Below are 18,142 nucleotides of genomic sequence, written 5' to 3' on the forward strand. Positions count from 1 at the left end.
AACATTGCTTTCAACTAATCCAAACTATATTTCAGGAAGATTCATGAACTTTAAAGCATTGTGCCAAGCAACAATCTTATCGATTGTTATAGCAGGCCCTGCAGTTGCTTCTGCAGTAAAACAAACCAAAGGTGATTTTGAAGATAAATTTCGTCAATTAGAAGAAGTTTTACCTACACCAAATGATTACCGTAATGCCGCAGGTGAACCAGGTAAAGAGTACTGGCAACAACAAGTAGATTACAAAATTAATGTTAAGCTAGACGAGAAAAAGCGTCGTCTTAGCGCATCACAAACGATCACTTATAAAAACAACTCTCCTTATACTTTAAAATATATTTGGTTACAGCTTGAGCAAAACCGTTTTAAACCAGATTCAATTGCTGAGCGCAGTGGAGACTTTGGTGGTATTGGTCGCCGTGGTCCAGCAAGCAGCAAAGCAAGTGGTAATACACCAGCAAAAGTGAGTATTGGTGAATTACGTCGCCAGCAATACTACGCTGATAACACGATTGGTTATGACATTACTAAAGTTACTGATAAGCGCGGTAACAAACTTAAAATAACGATTACTGGCGCACAAGCTCGCATCGATTTAGCAGAAGCGTTAGAGCCAGGTGATGATTTTGTTTTCAACATCGATTTTGCTTACAACATTCTTGAAGAGAACGCGGTTTCAGCACGTTCTGGTTTTGAGCACTTCCCTGATGACGCTAACGAAGGTGGTAATGACATTTTCCTTTTAGCGCAGTGGTTCCCTCGTGTTGCTGCTTTTTCAGATTACGAAGCATGGCATAACAAAGAGTTTTTAGGCCGTGGTGAGTTCACGTTAGAGTTTGGTGACTACGACGTGTCTATGACAGTACCTGCCGATCATATCGTTTCATCAACTGGTGTACTTGATAACCCAAGCAGTGTGTTAACAAAAACTCAGCGTAAACGTTTAGAGCAAGCTAAAACGGCTAAACGTCCTGTTATGATTGTTACTGCACAAGAAGCGTTAGAGAACGAGAAAGCTGGTACAACTAAAACCAAAACATGGCGTTTTAAAGCTGAAAACGTACGTGACTTTGCTTGGGCTTCATCTCGTAAGTTTATGTGGGATGCAAAAGGTTATAAGCAAGGTGGTAAAGAGCAACCATTCGTTATGGCTATGTCTTTCTTCCCGAAAGAAGGTGGCGAGTTATGGAGCAAGTATTCAACTGAGTCTGTTATCCACACCTTAGACGTATACTCTCGTTACACATTTGATTACCCATACCCAACAGCAATTAGTGTTAATGGCCCTGTTGGCGGTATGGAATACCCAATGATCAGTTTTAACGGTCCTCGTACTACTCGCCATGAAGACGGCAGCCGTACTTACACATTAGCTGAAAAACAATTCTTAATTGGCGTTGTTATCCACGAAGTTGGTCACAACTACTTCCCAATGATTGTTAACTCTGACGAGCGTCAATGGACTTGGATGGATGAAGGTTTAAACAGTTTCTTAGACGGTGTTGCTGGTCGTGAATGGGATCCTACAATTCCATGGGGCGTTGAGCCACGCGATATTACGTCATACATGAAATCTAACGTACAAGTACCTGTTATGACTCAATCGGACAGCGTATTACGTTTAGGTCCAAATGCTTATACTAAACCAGCTGCGGCGTTAAATATTTTACGTGAAGTAATTATGGGTCGTGATTTATTCGATTTCGCTTTTAAAGAATACGCGGTTCGTTGGAAAAACAAACGCCCTACTCCATCTGACTTTTTCCGTACCATGGAAGAAGCTTCTGGTATGGATTTAGACTGGTTCTGGAATGGTTGGTTCTACACCACAGATCACGTTGATATCTCTTTAGATAAAGTATACAAACTGCGTTTAGATACTAAAAACCCTGACATCGATTTTGACCGTCGTCGTCAAGAAGAAGCGAACAAGCCAGGTACCTTATTCTTAGAAAGAAACGAAGCTGAAGGCGTTAAAACGTGGGTTGAATTAAACCCTGATGTAAGCGACTTCCATGACAAGAATGACCGTTGGACGGTAACGAACAAAGAGCGTAACAAGTACAATGAGATGCTTAACAAGCTTAAGCCTTGGGAGCGTACCGCGTTAGAGCGTGCAGTAGCTGAAGATAAAAACTACTACGTAATGGATTTCACTAACGTTGGTGGTTTGGTTATGCCGATTTTATTAGAAATGACTTACACCGATGGCACAAAAGAATCATTGCATATTCCTGCTGAGATCTGGCGCCGTGCTCCTAAAAATGTAAGTAAGTTAATTGTTACTGAAAAAGGTAAAGAATTAGCATCTGTAGTTGTTGATCCTTTATGGCAAACAGCCGATACCGATGTTGAAAATAACCATTACCCGCGTCAAATCATCGAATCTCGTATTGAAGCGTTCAAGAAAGAGAAGAGCAAAGCGATGAAATCACGTGATATAATGCACGACATCAAAACAGAACTTAAAGAAGTTAAACCTAAGGTATACAAAAAATAATGCGTATTTTTCATTTACTATTTATAACTATCTCCTTGTTAATGAGCAGCTTAGTTACCGCTCATCAGCAAAAAGAAGCTTACACTACGGTATTGTTTAACAACAATACCGGTAACATTGAAGTTTCACATCGCTTTTATATACACGACGCTGAGCATGCGCTTGGCAGAATATTAAAAAGGCATACTGATATTATGAAGAGTGATGAAACGCAGAAAGATTTTGCCAATTATATTCAACAGCAATTTCGCTTAGGCGATCAAAACAAACAACTACTTGAACTTGGTAGTGTTGGCTATGAAATTGAAGGTAAATTCTTTTGGGTATACCAAGAAATTAAGCAGCCGAAAACTATCACTAGCGTGTACATTCAAATGCGTGCACTGCAAGAAGTTTGGCCTGGCCAAATTAATCAGATAAACGTTGAGCGTGATGGTAAAACATCTTCGGTACGTTTAAGCGATGATGATGATTGGCAAAAACTAAGCATCGACTAAAGCTAGTCATTGATTGTTAATTGATAGCTGTTAAAATAATATAAAAGCGAATTAGGCAACTAATTCGCTTTTTTACTTTTAGCTATTTAATCAAAAACCTTTAATTACTCGAACCCTTATGACTGTTTCACTAAAGTATTTATCTGCTTACTCGCCAAATGTAATTGCGCAAGTACAAACGCTTATTGATGAAAAGCGATTAGATAAATTTTTACTTAAAAAGTATCCCAAAACACATGGCATTGGTAATGATAATCAGCTACGTGAATTTGTACTAGATTTGAAAAATCAGTACCTAAGAAAGTCTGCGCCATTAAGTAAAATAGCCTTTGATAATAAAATCCATGTAATTAATAACGCACTTGGTCTGCACACCTATGTATCGAGAGTACAAGGTAGTAAGCTGAAAAGTAAAAATGAACTGCGTGTTGCTGCTCTATTTAAAAACACACCGATTGAATTTTTAACTATGATAGTGGTACACGAGTTAGCACATTTAAAAGAAAAAGATCATAACAAAGCATTTTATAAGTTATGCCAGCATATGATGCCTAATTATCATCAGGTTGAATTTGAATTACGTTTGTATTTAACCCAGATAGAGTTTATTGGCGAGATTTATTAAGAAAGAGCGTAATAGTTCATCAAGTAAGCGGGTACTTAATGAACTATTACTGAAGCTAAGTTCTATTTGGCAAAATAGCTACTTGCGTGTGTAAATGCGGCCTTACCAATTTTTTCACCAATAAGGCGGCCAGGAATATCATCTGCAGGTGGATGAATACCTCCCCAGATACGCGATAAGCTACACTGATCTGATGCATCTTGATAAGTCGCCCATTGCAGTTTCATATCAACACTAGGGCCTTGTTCGAAAACAAGAAAATCATCCGCTTTTATTTCAAAACTACTCATACCACCTGGAAAATACTTACTTCCTGTTAACAGTGTTAATAATTCAGCTGCTGCCCTTGAATAAGTTGAGTGCCCAGAAACGTAACCAGCAAAAGGTGGGGTAACAAAAGACGGTCTTTGATATGGCCACCAATTTTCAGCTAAAATCCAACCAACTCCAGCTACATCCACAGTAGGATCATCGATATAATCAGGGCCTTTCCATGCTAATAATTTAATCTTACCAACATGCTCTGCGTTTTCTCCTGCTAAAACATCTTCTGCAGTTACCAGTTCGATTAAACCAGTTTCTAATGCTAAGCCCTTAGCGTTGTAATTTGGTAGATTTTCATCACTACTCTGCCCTAAATCTGCTAAAGCACGTATTGCCGATACAGGTCTAATATAGTCATACCAGCCTTTAATCCCCCATGCTGCAATAGCAGAGTCATGCATAGCCCCCGCTAAAGCGAAATAAGACTTAACATCCCACTCTAACGGAGAAAGCTCTTCGCCAGTACCAGCAAATTTTCTTTCGAACTCAGGATGGTCATTAACTTCGTTCATGATCACAAACCAATGCCCTGGAGGTGTTTCAGAATCAGGACCATCCGCCCAAAATTCAGCTAAAACTCTGGTGTAATCACCTCTTGGTACCATTTGTTTTTCATATGCTTCACCCGTTACAGGGTTAATGTCGTAGCCCTTGCCTATATCTCCACCTTCAGTTTGATAGAAACTGGCATGTTCTTTATAACTAGTAGGGAAACTTGCTAGATCAATATTGCCTTGGCTTGCCGGAGATATATCTATCATTACTCCATCAGCAGGATCTAATTGCGCCGACCATTTCGCTACTAATGAAAAAGACCATAAGTATTCCTCAAAAGATCCCTCATTAAACGATGGTGGAGCACCTGGATCATGATATACATGATAATCATAGCCATCACGATGATGAATAGTTAAGTCGTTTGCAGATAAAGCAAAGGGATCGACTTCTCCCCACTCCGCGCCCAGAAAATCTATCGATCCTTGTACTAAATTACCTGACTGGTCAATATAAGTACCTAGATCTAGCGATTGCCAACGATCCATATTTTCTATATTAGGATTACCTGGCATTTCCGGTTCTAATGGTAAATTAGTCGGTTGATAAACTGTGTTTCGATGTAAAAAACTTTCTTTAGAGCCATCCTCTAAGCCATATTCAATGTAGCAATTAGCAATGTAGTTACCAAGTGCAGCTGCATTTGCATCTATATCAACAGAGTTATAATCTAAACTTTCATTGCTACTGTCATACCCTAAAGATGTCATCAGAGCATCAGCTAGAGCAAAAGTATCTTCAGCATCAGGTGATAGTTTAAAGCGGTGTTTGATCAATCGGTAAGTTGCAAAACTTATCGCTTTCTCACTCGCGGCTAATGTATCTTCTGGAATATTATCCATCTCAAAGTGACATGTGTAATCTTTTTGAGTATTGTTTAATAAATACGGTGAATCTGGATAATATGCGGCCCAAGAATCGTACATTGCGGATGACATATGAAATAAATTACGCGCATGTACAGTTGGACGCGCGAAATCATTACGAATACCGGCGAGTATTACTTCATTCCATCGGCGAGCCACCGAAGGCTCTTTTGGTTCAATATCCTTATCAATATCTTGGTCAAGATTATTATCGATATTTTTTTCAATATTTGCTTCTGCAGCTTTATCATCACAACCGGACATGCCAAAAGCTGAAGTGATAACCGCTAAGCTAAGTGCTAAAGGCTTTAATTGTATATTTTTCATTTAACTCTCTTATTATTGTTCTATGATAATGGTTTGGTTAACGTCAAGAGAACTCATCATTTCTATTTGCCCATCAGGCCAAATAATCTCTAACGAATCAACACTATTGCTATCCCCTAAACCAAAGTGTAATTCGGTAGGGTTGTGTGAAATAAAATTACTATTAATATTTACTTCGCGCATTTGTGTTACCCCTGATGAGGTTAATTTAACCATAGCCCCAATAGCATATTGATTAGTCGTTTTGCTGCGCAACGTAATTTTTAAATAATTTCCAAGTAGTTCTTCATTCTTATTTTCGTAATAAACAATGGCATTTTTATTTCGGTCTAAATTAAGAATAAAGATGTCAATCATGCCATCATCATTGGCATCATAACAAAGCACGCCCCTTCCTTGACCTTGATCGGTTAACCCAGCATCAACAGAGGTTTCTTCAAAGCCTCCATTGCCGTTTGACATAAATAATTTTACGCTATCGGTTGTATGAGGCTCACTACCATTACCGCCAACCCCATCGGAGTGATAGCCATTTGTTACAAACAAATCTAGGTGTGAGTCATTGTTAAAATCTGCAAAACAAGTTCCCCATGCCCAACCCGCATCAAACGTTTTCGAAGCAAAGGACACATCTTCAAATCCACCTTGACCGTCATTTTTAAAAAGTTTATTTCCGGTAAAACTAGTACTAAAAATACCAGAAACAAACCAATCTAAATCACCATCATTATCATAATCAGCAATTGCAGAGCCCATTCCATTTAAATCTGGAATTTTTATATTTAGCGAGGATGTATGATTTGAAAATGTACCATCTTTGTTATTTAACAAGACTACAGATGTATTGTAATCTGATGCCATAAGTAAATCAGGGTATAGATCATTATTAATGTCAGCAAATGCTGGAGTAAAACTGAAGTCAGGACTAATAGCAGAGTTAGTTATAGCACTTGAAACATTGGTTTTTTGGTTTACCGAAACAAAGGTGTTATTGCCAGTGTTCTCCCATAAATTCTCTGCATCTTCTGTTGGCATACCTCTTTCAGCCCAATGGCTTAACAACAAATCTAAATCGCCGTCTTTATCATAATCGCCAAACGCCGACGAAACAGTGGCGTTGGTGGTTACCTCTTGAATTTGGCCAACAAAGGTGCCATCCCCTTGATTCTCAAATAAGTAATTTTTCGCGTGTAAACTACCAATAAATAAATCTAAATCACCATCGCCATCGGTGTCGGCGAAGCTAGCACCACTGAGTAACTCGCCCTCTAACTCAACGCCAGCAGCTTTGGCAACATTGATGTAGGTATTATTTCCTTGGTTTTGAAATAACTTACTCGCGGATAAGTCACCAGTTGCAACAAATATATCGAAGTCACCATCATTATCATAATCACCAGAAACAATTGCTCCAGCCGCTGTCAAAAGATCCTTTTGATAATGAGTCACATCGTTACTTTTTAATAATTCCACATCCCAGCTATGATGTAAGCCAGTTTTAGCTGTTTCATTTGCAAATTTTAACTCTGTTGGTTGTCCTGGCCCTGTTTCATAAATATCAAGAATACCATCGCCATCATCATCAAGATCAGCATTGTCGCCAATACCATCATTATCAGTATCTTTAGTTTCGCTAGCATCTAGAGGAAAATCATCTAAAGTATCTGGGACCAAATCACCATCATCATCTAAGTCACTATTATTACCGACTCCATCTAAATCAGTATCTTGTGACTCTTTAGGGTCTAGCGGAAAGCTATCTTCGATATCAGATACACCATCATTATCGTCATCCAAATCATCAATTAATCCACCTTCATTAGCAAAACCATCACCGTCGGTATCAATAAAATCAACGCCTGGTACTAGGGCATTCTCATCGTCAATATCTTGATCACGTGGCCAACCATCATTATCAGCATCTTGAAAACTGTAACGACTAGGATCAAACGGATAGTCATCTTCGCTATCTAGCACACCATCATTATCATCATCGTTATCGGCATTATCACCAATACCATCATTATCGACATCTTTTGATTCGTTAATATCTATCGGAAATGCATCTGCGACATTAATAATGAAATCACCATCTGCATCTTCATCTTGATAATTTAGAATGCCGTCTAAATCAAGATCGAGTTCTCTACTTTGAAGAATTGCAGCGTCGAGCAGTATTTTTTCGGCCCTACTAATCAGCATAGTTTGTGTAGGTTTAGATACTGTAGGCAATATCTGCAAATAATTACCGCTTAAATACTCTACTGAGACACCATAATATTCAGCTAGTAAGCTATAGTTCGATTGTAGTTTCGATTGTAAGGTTGTAACGCTAATTTCATCCGTGATTGTTCGTTTAACATAGTCAGTTAAGCCTTCATATATAAGATGCGTGAAAGCAGATAAATGAACTTCAGAAACATTGTCTATTTCTAAACTGTTTGTATGCTTAGGCAAAACAGACATAGCAAATGGATGAGAATTATAGAATTCGTTGCTATTTTGGTGTTGGACTTCATTGTTAATATAAGCGCGAATAGGTGTGCTATAAAAACGTTCAAATAAACTGGCATTAATAATTAATTTATACTCGCCATTACTATCGCTACGAGTTTGTGGTTCATTACTGTCTATATGTTGGTTAGCATTAAGGTCCATAAAGATGGTAGCAGATATATTATAATCACTTATAAGTGCTCCCTGAATTGAAACGGTATCTATAATTTCAATAGAAAATTCAATAAAGGCATTATCTTGGCCATCTGTCACCGTGATTTTTATGTTCTCATATACTCCAGAATCATCACTAGTTGGTGTTCCTGATAATGAACCATCAGTTGTATTGAATGTTGCCCAATTAGGAATATTCTCAATAGTAAAAGTTAATTTGTCGTTATCAGGATCAGACGCTGAAGGTGTGAAATAAAAATCGGAATGCTCTAATAAACTAAAATTTGATGTTTTTTCAATTTGAGGGGGCGTATTTAAGCTAACATTGGGCGAGTCAGTCGTGGATGAATCAACATTATCGCCACTTTCTCCACAAGAAAAAGTTAAACATATTAGGCAAGCCTGCGATATTATTTTGATGAGTTTTACAATAATTTGCATGTTCATATTTGACTACTAGAGAAATAAAAAAAGAATGAATTGTAAACCTACAAAAAAGTAGGTTTAATAAAATTTTACATGCGTCAAAATAACATAGAAGCGTTTAACTTTGATTAGATTTAACTTGATAAATCATCAAAAAATATTCATTTTTATATCGATTATTTTTATAATTAGGCAGTCAATGGGGGTTATGTCAGGCATTAGCCTGTTAATCAATCAAATTACTTGTGATTTGATTAATCAATTAGCAAGTTTTTAATTTTATTCGGTACGCCATCCCAATCTTTGGCGTCTTCTGGTGGGGCTTTAACTTCGGTAATACGCGGCCAAATTTGTGAAAGTTCAGCGTTGAGTTTTATAAACTCTTTTTGATCTTCAGGTACAGCATCTTCTTGGTAAATAGCTTCTGCTGGACATTCAATCGGACATAAATCACAATCGATACAATCATCAGGATTTATTACCAGAAAATTAGGCCCCTCAAAAAAGGCATCTGCAGGGCATACTGCTACACAGTCAGTATATTTACATTGAATACAGTTGTCGGTAACAACAAACGCCATAAAGATCTTACTCATTCACACTAATTATTGCTCTAGATCATACCTTGCTTGGCGACAATTTCAATCTCTTGTTTTTATGCGCGTCACTATAAGGTAAAATACGCAAAATTTTTATCCATAGCGCTACTTTTTCTATGAACTACACCATTTAGTCTATAGTGAAATAAGTAATTAAATTATTTACGGAAAACCATAAATGTTACGTTTAACCAATGTGCAATTAGATCTCAACCATGAGCCCGAAGAATTACAACAAGCAGTGCTCGATATATTACAGATCGAAGAAGATCAGTTAATTGATTTCACTATGTTTAAACGTGGCTACGATGCCCGTCAAAAAAACAAAATCACGCTCATTTACACTCTTGATGTAGATACCACCATTAATGAAGAGCTGTTAGCTCGTCACGAAAAAAATCAACAAGTACGACAAAGCCCTGATACAAGCTATAAGTTTGTTACTCAAGCGCCAAAAGATTTACCACAACGCCCGGTTGTTGTTGGTTTGGGCCCTTGTGGTTTATTTGTTGGTTTAGTCTTAGCGCAAATGGGTTTTAAACCAATCATTCTTGAGCGTGGTAAAGAAGTACGTGAACGCACCAAAGACACTTTTGGTTTTTGGCGTAAGAAAGTATTAAATACCGAGTCAAACGTACAGTTTGGTGAAGGCGGTGCTGGTACGTTCTCGGATGGTAAATTATATAGCCAAGTTAAAGATCCAAAACATTACTCGCGTAAAGTTTTACATGAGTTTGTAGATGCTGGTGCACCTGAAGAAATTTTATATGTAAGTAAGCCTCATATTGGTACGTTTAAACTCGTAACTATGGTTGAGAAAATGCGCGCTCGTATTATCGAGCTTGGTGGTGAAGTTCGCTTTAGCCAGCGCGTTGACGATATCGAAATAGAAAATGAGCAAGTAAAAAGCTTAACCTTATCTGATGGCAGTAAAATAGAAACTAACTTTGTCGCTTTTGCTATTGGCCATAGCGCCCGCGATACTTTTAAAATGCTTTTCGATAAAGGCGTTTACATCAAAGCGAAACCTTTCTCTGTTGGCTTTAGAATTGAACACGAACAATCGGTTATTGACGAAGCTCGCTTTGGTAAAAATGCAGGCCACCCTATTCTTGGCGCTGCTGATTATAAATTAGTGCATCACTGTAGTAATGGCCGCTCTGTTTACAGCTTTTGTATGTGCCCTGGTGGTACTGTAGTTGCTGCAGCTTCAGAAGAAGGCCGCTTGGTAACTAATGGTATGAGCCAATATTCACGCCACGAGCGAAATGCCAACAGCGCTATTGTAGTTGGTATCTCACCTGAAGATTATCCAGGTGATGTGTTAGCAGGTATTGAATTTCAACGCCGCTTAGAAGAAACCGCATTTAAACTTGGCGGTTCAAGCTACGATGCACCTGCGCAGTTAGTGGGTGATTTCTTAGCAGGTCGAGCAAGTGGTGAACACGGTGATGTTATCCCTTCATATAAGCCTGGCGTTACTTATTGTGATTTATCACAAACCTTACCAGATTATGCAATTGCAGCTATTAGAGAAGCGATACCTGCATTTGAGCGGAAGATTAAAGGCTTTTCGATGAAAGATGCTACGTTAACGGCAGTCGAAACTCGTACCTCATCACCAATTCAAATTACTCGCGATAAAGAGCTAATGACTAGCTTAAATGTTAAAGGCTTATACCCTGCGGGTGAAGGTGCAGGTTACGCCGGAGGTATTTTATCAGCAGGTATTGATGGCATTAAAATTGCCGAAGCAATGGCACTTGCAATGATGAAAGAATTTTCAAACAACTAGATTTATATTATCTAATCGTAAAAACAAAAAACGAGCAATTAGCTCGTTTTTTATTGCCATCTAATATCAAGGTGTCTGACACCTTGATATTAGATACCAAGTTAATTAATTAACTGCCCATTTTTAATGGTTAAAATGAATAACTACTGCGTTATAAAATTTATAAGTAGAATAACTACTTACTAAATTTTATGCCTTGTATTTATCCCTTTTCCCTCATGAAAAAGTAGTTCACTTAATTAATCAAATTGGTATTACTTGTTTAAGTAGATAGAGTTAACTTCTTCACTGCCATCAGCAGTTGGTACATCGTCTTCAACAACTTCTTCAGCTTTAGCTTTCTTAGCTGCTTTGGCTTTTTTCTTAGCTAAAGCGGCTGCTTCTTTTTCAGCTTGCTCAGCTTCTTCTAATTCAATTTCAAAATCGAATTTAAGCGTATCAGGTTTATTTTTTAATTCGTCATCCGCATCATTACTTTCTAACGCTTCTAGCTCTTCTAGGTCAGCAATTGCTTTTTCTTGCTCTGCTTCAGTTAATGAAAACGACTCTTCACTTTCACTCTTATTAAGCTCTTGCTCGCTGGCTTCTAGTGCTGCTTCTGATGCAAGTAATGCCGCTTTTTTTAATTTATCTTGATATTGCTCAGCACGCTCTTCGTCATGACGCTTATTTTTAGCAACTAGCTTGGCTAAAATTTCTTTTAACTGCTCTTCGGCCCAAGTAATACCTTCAGCTTCGGTGGCAAAATTAGTTTGGCGTTTCGATACAACTTTCTTTTTAGACGTTGCTTGACGTTGGATTTCAGCAGTCCAAGTTTTGTTGCGTTTTTCAACAACACGGAAACTATATTTTGGCGCTTTGCTCATGGGTATTCCTAAGTATAAATTGGTACGATAAGGCGTACGTGGCTACAACATTAACTTGTTGTAAATAATAATGGCGTTATTTTACACTGATCTCACGCACTTCACACGCAGTTAATTGCCTACTTTGTGTAACCAACAAGTTACTATCGAGTTGTAAGTTACCAACGGATAGGCGGTGTAAGCCAATAACAGGGTTTTGAAAGCGCCCAAACATACGCTTTATTTGATGATACTTTCCTTCTTGTAAGGTAATTAATACTTCATTTTCACTAATAAACTGTAAAGTTGCGGGTTTAGTGGTGAGATCTTCATAAGCGAAATACATGCCCTTAGCAAAAGCGGATAGATATTGCTGTTTTAATTCATCACTAGCAATTGGATTTTCTAAGGTCACACGATAGACTTTATCAACCTTGTTTTCTGGCAAGGTTAAACTTTCTGACCAACTACTATCATTGGTTAATAATATTAACCCTGAAGTATTTAGATCTAAGCGACCAACAATATGCAGTAGATGTTTTTCTGGATAATCCTTGATATCGAGTAAATCGATCACCGTTTTATGCTTATCATCTTTAGTGGCACTGACAACGCCTATCGGCTTATGCAGCATAATGTAGCTAGCTTTGTTGGCTTGTAATATTTCACCATCACATTCTATGACTGAGAACTTATCAACAATAAGGTCAATACTGTCTGCAACATTGCCATTAACTTTTACTCGCTTTTGAGCAAGCATCAAACGCACCTGTTTTTTAGGCACGTTAAGTTTTTGGCTAATAAATTTATCTAAGCGGCTGCGCTGCATAATATAATGGAGTCATTTTGAATTATTGGCTTATTCTAACTCAGGCAATAATTGTTACAATACTATGCGCCATAATAGCAATTTTATTAGCGCTGAAAATCCGTATAATAGCCGCCCTATACAATACACATAGCTAATAAAGAATCTGATGCGCTTACTTAAATCGACTATTCATCCTGACATTGCAGAGCTCGTTAAAAATCAGCAAGGTAAACAATTTAACCGTAAAGCGGCTCGTGGCATAGTGCTTAACGGGGAAGATATATTATTACTCTATACCGAGCGCTACCATGACTATACCTTACCCGGAGGCGGCATCGATGAAGGTGAGGATAGTATTACCGGTTTAATACGAGAGTTAAAAGAAGAAACCGGTGCACAAAATATTAATGTATTGTCTGAATTTGGTTTATACGAAGAGTTTCGTCCTTGGTATAAAGATGACTTTGATATCGTACATATGGAGTCTTATTGTTACGTTTGTCGTATTGCTGACGAACTACTTGCTCCTGAATTTGAAGAGCACGAAATTCAAAACGGTATGAAACCGGTGTGGATGAATATTTTTGATGCCATTAAACACAATGAACAAACTATGGCAAAGAGTAACAAAAAAGGCCTATCGATTGAACGAGAGACCTTTCTATTAAAGCTAATTGTTAGTGAATTAATTGAACAAGCGGTTACTTAAGCAATTATTTTTTAAGCATAGATTTTAAATCGGCAAACGGGTTATGAGTAGCCGCTTGATGATTATCTTCGCCGGCTTTAACTTCACGGGTGTACTGCTCTTGATCTGTATATTTAGCATGCTCATTGTCATGACAATAAATACACAGTAACTCCCAATTACTGCCATCTTGTGGATTGTTAGTATGGTCATGATCGATATGATGCACGGTAAGCTCTTTAAGGTTTGAGTAAACAAACTCTCGAGCACAACGACCACAAATCCACGGGAAGAGTTTTAACGCTCTATCTCGATAACCTTGCTCTTTACTTTTATAATTAGCACTGGTGCCAAATCTATCTGAAGACATAATATCTCATCACTTTTACTTACTATAGCTACATTGTAATCATGCTTGCTGATTAAGCCAAGTAAGCAATTGCGGAAAATGATCTTGTTCGGCCAATGGATGCGTTAAAATATTGATATGGTCATAATCGACTAAATTACCATTTTTCTTACTCAATAAAGAAAATTTAGCATTATGATTTTTAGACTCTTCAATAAATAACTGCACATCAACAGCATTTCCTAATACCGTATCTTTTATTCCAGTTAAGTGCCAAGTTGGCGGCCAGATAATGTTTTCTGCGGCCTGTTGATAATTAAAGCCATCTTGAGGGTCTTGCCACTCGCCTTTATTAACCCAAGCGACACAATGTTCTAATGATTTACGGGTTTCATTGTCTGAGCCAAAATTGTATTTTTTGGCGTCAAGAAAGCCATGTTTTTTAACCATACGCATAGCTAATTTATTCCAAAACAAATCAAGTTTTAAATACTTTTCAAAACCACCAACAGTAACTCTTCGCTTACTACCAAAACAAAGGTTGGAGCGAATTTTAAGCAGTACCTCTTGATGCCTTGCCATACAACTTGCAGCTAAAATTCCGCCCCAAGAATGCGACACTAAATGTATGCGTTGCTTAGCATTTTTATAAATATATTCAATGGCAAGAGGAATATCATTGGTAATTGATTCATATTGGCCGTGATCAGATTCAGCATTTATGGCTGGCACGCTCTTTCCACGTCCGCGTAAATCTAAAACATAAACATCAAATCCCTGCTTTGCTAAATAACAAGCAAAACCTTTGCCTTTTTCGGTGTAAAAGATTAAACCGTTTTCTATAACGCCATGCACCATAAGCACCGGAACGCCACCAGGGCTCTGATAAATATGACGAAGGTGTAATTTATGATCATCATCATCAATAAATAATGATTCTTGATTTAAGGCTTGTTGATTCATGCAAAGTCCATTGTTGCTGCGCTAAGTAAGCAAAGGTTTAAGAACTTTTAACTTAACACAAGAGGTACGACCAGAATAATATACGGATAATAAATGATAAGAGCAATGCTTAATACCAAGTCCATTAATTAACTGCTCATTTTTAATGGTTAAAATGAATATGCTATTGAACTAATTGATTGCTTTCATACAAGGTCCACTTAACGCCTATAGCGAAGGTATAAGTAACGTCTTGCTGAAATAAAGGACTATCTTCATTTTTAGCCCCAGACCAAACACCGATTTGGCTAGCAAAGAAAATTGATAAATTTTTTCGTAACAAAAAACGGTTGAAGATACTTATTTTGGTGCCTAAATAGCCACTGTGAGCTTGGTAAAACTCTCTATCTTCATTTACATATTGTTGGTCAACACTATAGAAATAATCATGTGTCTTTTTAGTCGCCCAAATAGGTGCGATAGAAAAGCCAAAATCTGAATCATCAGTTATTACGCCTTTGCCTTTAAACGCGACTTCCGGTTGAAATAAATAGCCTTTATGGTCTACTTCAGAAAAATCGGTGGTAAAGACAGACCTAACTTGTAGATTGAGCCAAGTATTAGATGAGTCATTGTCATCCAGTAAAAAACTCGCCTGCGGTCCAATTTCAAATAAAAAATCTAGGTCGGGCATTCCTTCTCTAATTTTTGACTTTTCAGAGTCAGCATTAAATGCAGCCCCTAAAGAAACATCAAGTTTAAAACGCTCTTTTTCAACGGCCATAGCTTTTACAAAAGATCCGTCACCTACACGGACTCTCTCGCCCCTGTAAATAACAAAAGGAACGGGTAAAAATTTATTTTGTGTATCAGATGCCGCGGGATATATAGGCCCATTAAAAGCAGCTGTAAATATACCTGCTTCCCAAACAGGTTTACCTATAATTTGATCATCCACGTCCATTTCATCCGCATAAACAGAGAAAGTAATAGCGCACGATAAAAACCATAAACTGATCAATAATACGGTAGGTTTAATTGAATTAACTGTTTGAACAGTCAAAGACATAGCATCTATCTCTCGAAATCTAGTTATTAATGTTATTAGAGTTATTTGTTTTATACGAAATAGTTAACTCGTTAGTTCACAATATCAGTAAATTAACCTAACACCAATAAATTCAAAATAAGCAGTTATTAACGCAACAATAAATCAATGCTACAATTGCGCTAATTATTCCAAAAAAGAAAGTAAATGAATTACATCGCTATTGAAGAGCTAAAACATGCTTGGGTTTTTAAACGTAAAGACTTACCAATTTCTGATAAAGACTTAGCGGCTATTAAGCCTATGTCCAATGCCCGTTCAGCAACGTTATGGGGAGCTGCAATAAGCTCTAAAGTTGATCATCCTGATTTTTTCTCTGAAGGTGATTGGGTATTTGAAGACAGCACTTGGAGCGAAAAAGGCCCTTGGGAAGCTATATGGGATAGCGAAGAGCCTGAGTTACCTGAGGCGATTTTAAATCATCTGACTTGGGAAAATAATACCGTTGTGTATTTTTGCCTATCGCGTAAAGTCGTTATTGAAACAACTTGGGCAGTATTTAAACGTACTTGGAAAAACTTTTTAATGATGGACGATGGGCCATTGTTAGTGGCTAAAAAGCGTAAAGAAGTCGCTCAGTTTTTACCAAATGGTACGTTTAAATTAGGCCTTAAACCTTAAGCTTTGAGTTGCAGAGCAGCTCCTGCAAACTTAATACCTTGCCAACCGGTTTTAATAAAGTTGCGAATATTAGCGTGATCATTTGCTTCAGGGTAAAGTAAAACATCAATACGATAATAGTCACCAAAGCAGGCTAATGTTTGCTGCTCAGATAAATTATTAAGCTGAGCAAAAGCAAATATTTTACAAGAGCCTTCGTTAGTGCCAGCATCATTAGAGATATCACCATTAATAAAGCTAGTTGGTGTATATATGTAGTGTTGGTTTATTACCGAGATAACTTCAGAAAATATTACGTTTTCTGGTTCAGTGTTTAATTGGTTTAACAGATTTTTTAGCATTTTATTTTTAAATTAATCAATAAATTTGCCCGGATTATAACAAGCTCACTAATTAAAAGTATATTAAAGAAACTTTGAAAACCGGATTACGATTACAAACCATCAATGCCATGGTCAACAATAACTACACTCACATATGGGATTGTTGTTGCGATCATGGCTTATTAGGTATGAATTTACTTAAACGCCAAATTGCCGATAAGGTTCACTTTGTCGATATAGTACCAGCGCTAACCGAGCAAGTTCATACCCAGTTATCAAAACACTTTAGCAGTGAAATATTTGCTAATAAGTGGCAAGTACATTGTCTTGATGTGGCAAAACTTCCTTTGCATATAACTGCGTCTAATACAGAAAAGCCAAGCCATTTAATTATTATTGCAGGTGTCGGTGGTGATTTACTAATCGAGTTCGTGCAACAAATAGTAAAAGCTAGCCCTACCTTAAAACTAGAGTTTATGCTTTGCCCTGTCCATCACAACTATAAGGTAAGAAAGGCCTTAATAGACTTAGAGTTTGATTTAATCAATGAAGCCATTGTTTGTGAAAATAAACGCTTTTATGAAGTTATTCATGTGGTTAGAAACAGTCAGCAAACACCAAAGCACCAGCTAACCGATGTTGGTTCAACAATGTGGGATCTTAGCATTAAATCACACCAAGAATACCTCAGTAAAACCTTGAGTCATTATAGAAAAATGCAGAGTAAGCCTAAAGAAAATGTGAGTAAAGTAATTGCAAGTTATGAGGCGTTAACACTTTAAATCTAATTCCTTTAGAGTTAACGCCTAATTGATTGGTTATTGCGATAGCTCATCTGGGCTTAACATATTTAATGCCCTGATCTCTTCTTTAGTCTGCTGTTTCAATGCTTCGATTTCTTTACCATGTAATGTAGGTTTACGAGTTTCTGGATCGACGGCAACAAAAACAATATCATCGGCAAAACAGATGGTTTTTTTAGAGGCTTTGTTTCTTACTAAACAGCTTACGGTGATTGAGGTTTTACCAACCTTTTTGGTTTCTAAGCCAAACTCAACAATATCTCCTTGCATAGCTGGTGACTCAAAGCTTATTTCACCTATATGCTTAGTCACCAAAAAATTAGTTTCAAGCTGACATATAGCGTAAATTGCGGCTTCCTCATCAATCCATTCTAATGCTCTACCACCAAATAAAGAGTTGGCATAGTTTAAGTCATTAGGCATAACCAGACGGCGAGATAAAAAGCGCATATAAGTTCCTCAGATTAA

17 protein-coding genes are annotated in these 18,142 nt (G+C 37.4%); 7 read left to right on the top strand and 10 right to left on the bottom strand.

The window, feature by feature from the left end; translation table 11 throughout:
• The first annotated feature begins 43 nt into the window (after positions 1 to 43).
• The 3 genes from FNN08_RS12025 (at position 44) to FNN08_RS12035 (ending at position 3,622) form a co-directional block, all read left to right on the top strand.
• Positions 44 to 2,500 (top strand): M1 family metallopeptidase, encoded by a 2,457-nt coding sequence (locus tag FNN08_RS12025; protein ID WP_143586105.1) that lies wholly within the window; start codon positions 44 to 46, stop codon positions 2,498 to 2,500.
• Complete coding sequence (locus tag FNN08_RS12030; RefSeq protein ID WP_143586107.1) at positions 2,500 to 2,997, top strand: DUF6702 family protein; 498 nt, start codon at positions 2,500 to 2,502, stop codon at positions 2,995 to 2,997. Before FNN08_RS12025 ends, FNN08_RS12030 begins: the two co-directional genes overlap by 1 nt.
• A gap of 118 nt (positions 2,998 to 3,115) precedes the next feature.
• Positions 3,116 to 3,622 (top strand): M48 family metallopeptidase, encoded by a 507-nt coding sequence (locus FNN08_RS12035; RefSeq protein ID WP_143586109.1) that lies wholly within the window; start codon positions 3,116 to 3,118, stop codon positions 3,620 to 3,622.
• Positions 3,623 to 3,684: 62 nt separating this feature from the next.
• On the opposite strand, the gene FNN08_RS12040 is transcribed toward FNN08_RS12035, so the two are convergent.
• The 3 genes from FNN08_RS12040 to fdxA all read right to left on the bottom strand — a co-directional run bounded on the left by FNN08_RS12040 (position 3,685) and on the right by fdxA (position 9,371).
• A complete protein-coding gene (locus FNN08_RS12040; protein WP_143586111.1) occupies positions 3,685 to 5,694 on the bottom strand; it encodes a vanadium-dependent haloperoxidase in 2,010 nt (669 codons plus the stop codon).
• A gap of 12 nt (positions 5,695 to 5,706) precedes the next feature.
• Positions 5,707 to 8,811 carry an FG-GAP-like repeat-containing protein gene (locus FNN08_RS12045; protein ID WP_143586113.1) on the bottom strand — a complete coding sequence of 1,035 codons (3,105 nt, stop codon included), beginning with the start codon at positions 8,809 to 8,811 and terminating at the stop codon, positions 5,707 to 5,709.
• 233 nt (positions 8,812 to 9,044) lie between these two features.
• A complete protein-coding gene (gene fdxA, locus FNN08_RS12050; RefSeq protein ID WP_143586355.1) occupies positions 9,045 to 9,371 on the bottom strand; it encodes a ferredoxin FdxA in 327 nt (108 codons plus the stop codon).
• Positions 9,372 to 9,567: 196 nt separating this feature from the next.
• On the opposite strand from fdxA, the gene FNN08_RS12055 reads away from it, so the two are divergent.
• A complete protein-coding gene (locus tag FNN08_RS12055; RefSeq protein ID WP_143586115.1) occupies positions 9,568 to 11,184 on the top strand; it encodes an NAD(P)/FAD-dependent oxidoreductase in 1,617 nt (538 codons plus the stop codon).
• 254 nt (positions 11,185 to 11,438) lie between these two features.
• Here the strand turns inward: FNN08_RS12055 and FNN08_RS12060 are convergent, their stop codons facing one another.
• Both FNN08_RS12060 and FNN08_RS12065 read right to left on the bottom strand, forming a co-directional pair.
• The gene (locus FNN08_RS12060; RefSeq protein ID WP_143586117.1) at positions 11,439 to 12,050 is read right to left on the bottom strand and encodes a DUF3622 domain-containing protein; all 612 of its coding nucleotides are present in this window, start codon (positions 12,048 to 12,050) and stop codon (positions 11,439 to 11,441) included.
• 76 nt (positions 12,051 to 12,126) lie between these two features.
• Positions 12,127 to 12,858 carry a pseudouridine synthase gene (locus tag FNN08_RS12065; protein WP_143586119.1) on the bottom strand — a complete coding sequence of 244 codons (732 nt, stop codon included), beginning with the start codon at positions 12,856 to 12,858 and terminating at the stop codon, positions 12,127 to 12,129.
• A gap of 148 nt (positions 12,859 to 13,006) precedes the next feature.
• Between FNN08_RS12065 and FNN08_RS12070 the strand changes: the two genes are divergently transcribed.
• On the top strand, positions 13,007 to 13,549 hold the full coding sequence (locus FNN08_RS12070) for an NUDIX domain-containing protein (protein ID WP_143586121.1): 543 nt from the start codon (positions 13,007 to 13,009) through the stop codon (positions 13,547 to 13,549).
• A 4-nt stretch (positions 13,550 to 13,553) separates the two neighbouring features.
• On the opposite strand, the gene FNN08_RS12075 is transcribed toward FNN08_RS12070, so the two are convergent.
• From FNN08_RS12075 to FNN08_RS12085, 3 genes are all read right to left on the bottom strand, one after another.
• On the bottom strand, positions 13,554 to 13,898 hold the full coding sequence (locus tag FNN08_RS12075; RefSeq protein WP_143586123.1) for a YajD family HNH nuclease: 345 nt from the start codon (positions 13,896 to 13,898) through the stop codon (positions 13,554 to 13,556).
• A gap of 39 nt (positions 13,899 to 13,937) precedes the next feature.
• A complete protein-coding gene (locus FNN08_RS12080) occupies positions 13,938 to 14,840 on the bottom strand; it encodes an alpha/beta fold hydrolase (RefSeq protein WP_143586125.1) in 903 nt (300 codons plus the stop codon).
• Between the two features lie 163 nt (positions 14,841 to 15,003).
• On the bottom strand, positions 15,004 to 15,888 hold the full coding sequence (locus FNN08_RS12085; protein WP_143586127.1) for a MipA/OmpV family protein: 885 nt from the start codon (positions 15,886 to 15,888) through the stop codon (positions 15,004 to 15,006).
• 186 nt (positions 15,889 to 16,074) lie between these two features.
• On the opposite strand from FNN08_RS12085, the gene FNN08_RS12090 reads away from it, so the two are divergent.
• Complete coding sequence (locus FNN08_RS12090; protein ID WP_143586129.1) at positions 16,075 to 16,548, top strand: DUF2947 family protein; 474 nt, start codon at positions 16,075 to 16,077, stop codon at positions 16,546 to 16,548.
• Here the strand turns inward: FNN08_RS12090 and FNN08_RS12095 are convergent.
• On the bottom strand, positions 16,545 to 16,889 hold the full coding sequence (locus tag FNN08_RS12095; RefSeq protein WP_143586131.1) for a HopJ type III effector protein: 345 nt from the start codon (positions 16,887 to 16,889) through the stop codon (positions 16,545 to 16,547). The two genes, FNN08_RS12090 and FNN08_RS12095, sit on opposite strands and share 4 nt — an antisense overlap.
• A gap of 74 nt (positions 16,890 to 16,963) precedes the next feature.
• Between FNN08_RS12095 and FNN08_RS12100 the strand changes: the two genes are divergently transcribed.
• Entirely contained in the window at positions 16,964 to 17,653 is a 690-nt protein-coding gene (locus tag FNN08_RS12100) for a tRNA (adenine(22)-N(1))-methyltransferase (protein WP_143586133.1), read from the top strand.
• Positions 17,654 to 17,689: 36 nt separating this feature from the next.
• On the opposite strand, the gene FNN08_RS12105 is transcribed toward FNN08_RS12100, so the two are convergent.
• Positions 17,690 to 18,124: an acyl-CoA thioesterase gene (locus FNN08_RS12105; RefSeq protein WP_143586135.1), complete on the bottom strand. Its 435-nt coding sequence runs from the start codon at positions 18,122 to 18,124 to the stop codon at positions 17,690 to 17,692.
• Between the last annotated feature and the right edge of the window lie 18 nt (positions 18,125 to 18,142).

Origin of the sequence: Thalassomonas sp. M1454 (genome assembly GCF_007097525.1) — a bacterium.
In the GTDB taxonomy this organism is placed as follows: Bacteria; Pseudomonadota; Gammaproteobacteria; order Enterobacterales; family Alteromonadaceae; genus Thalassotalea_A.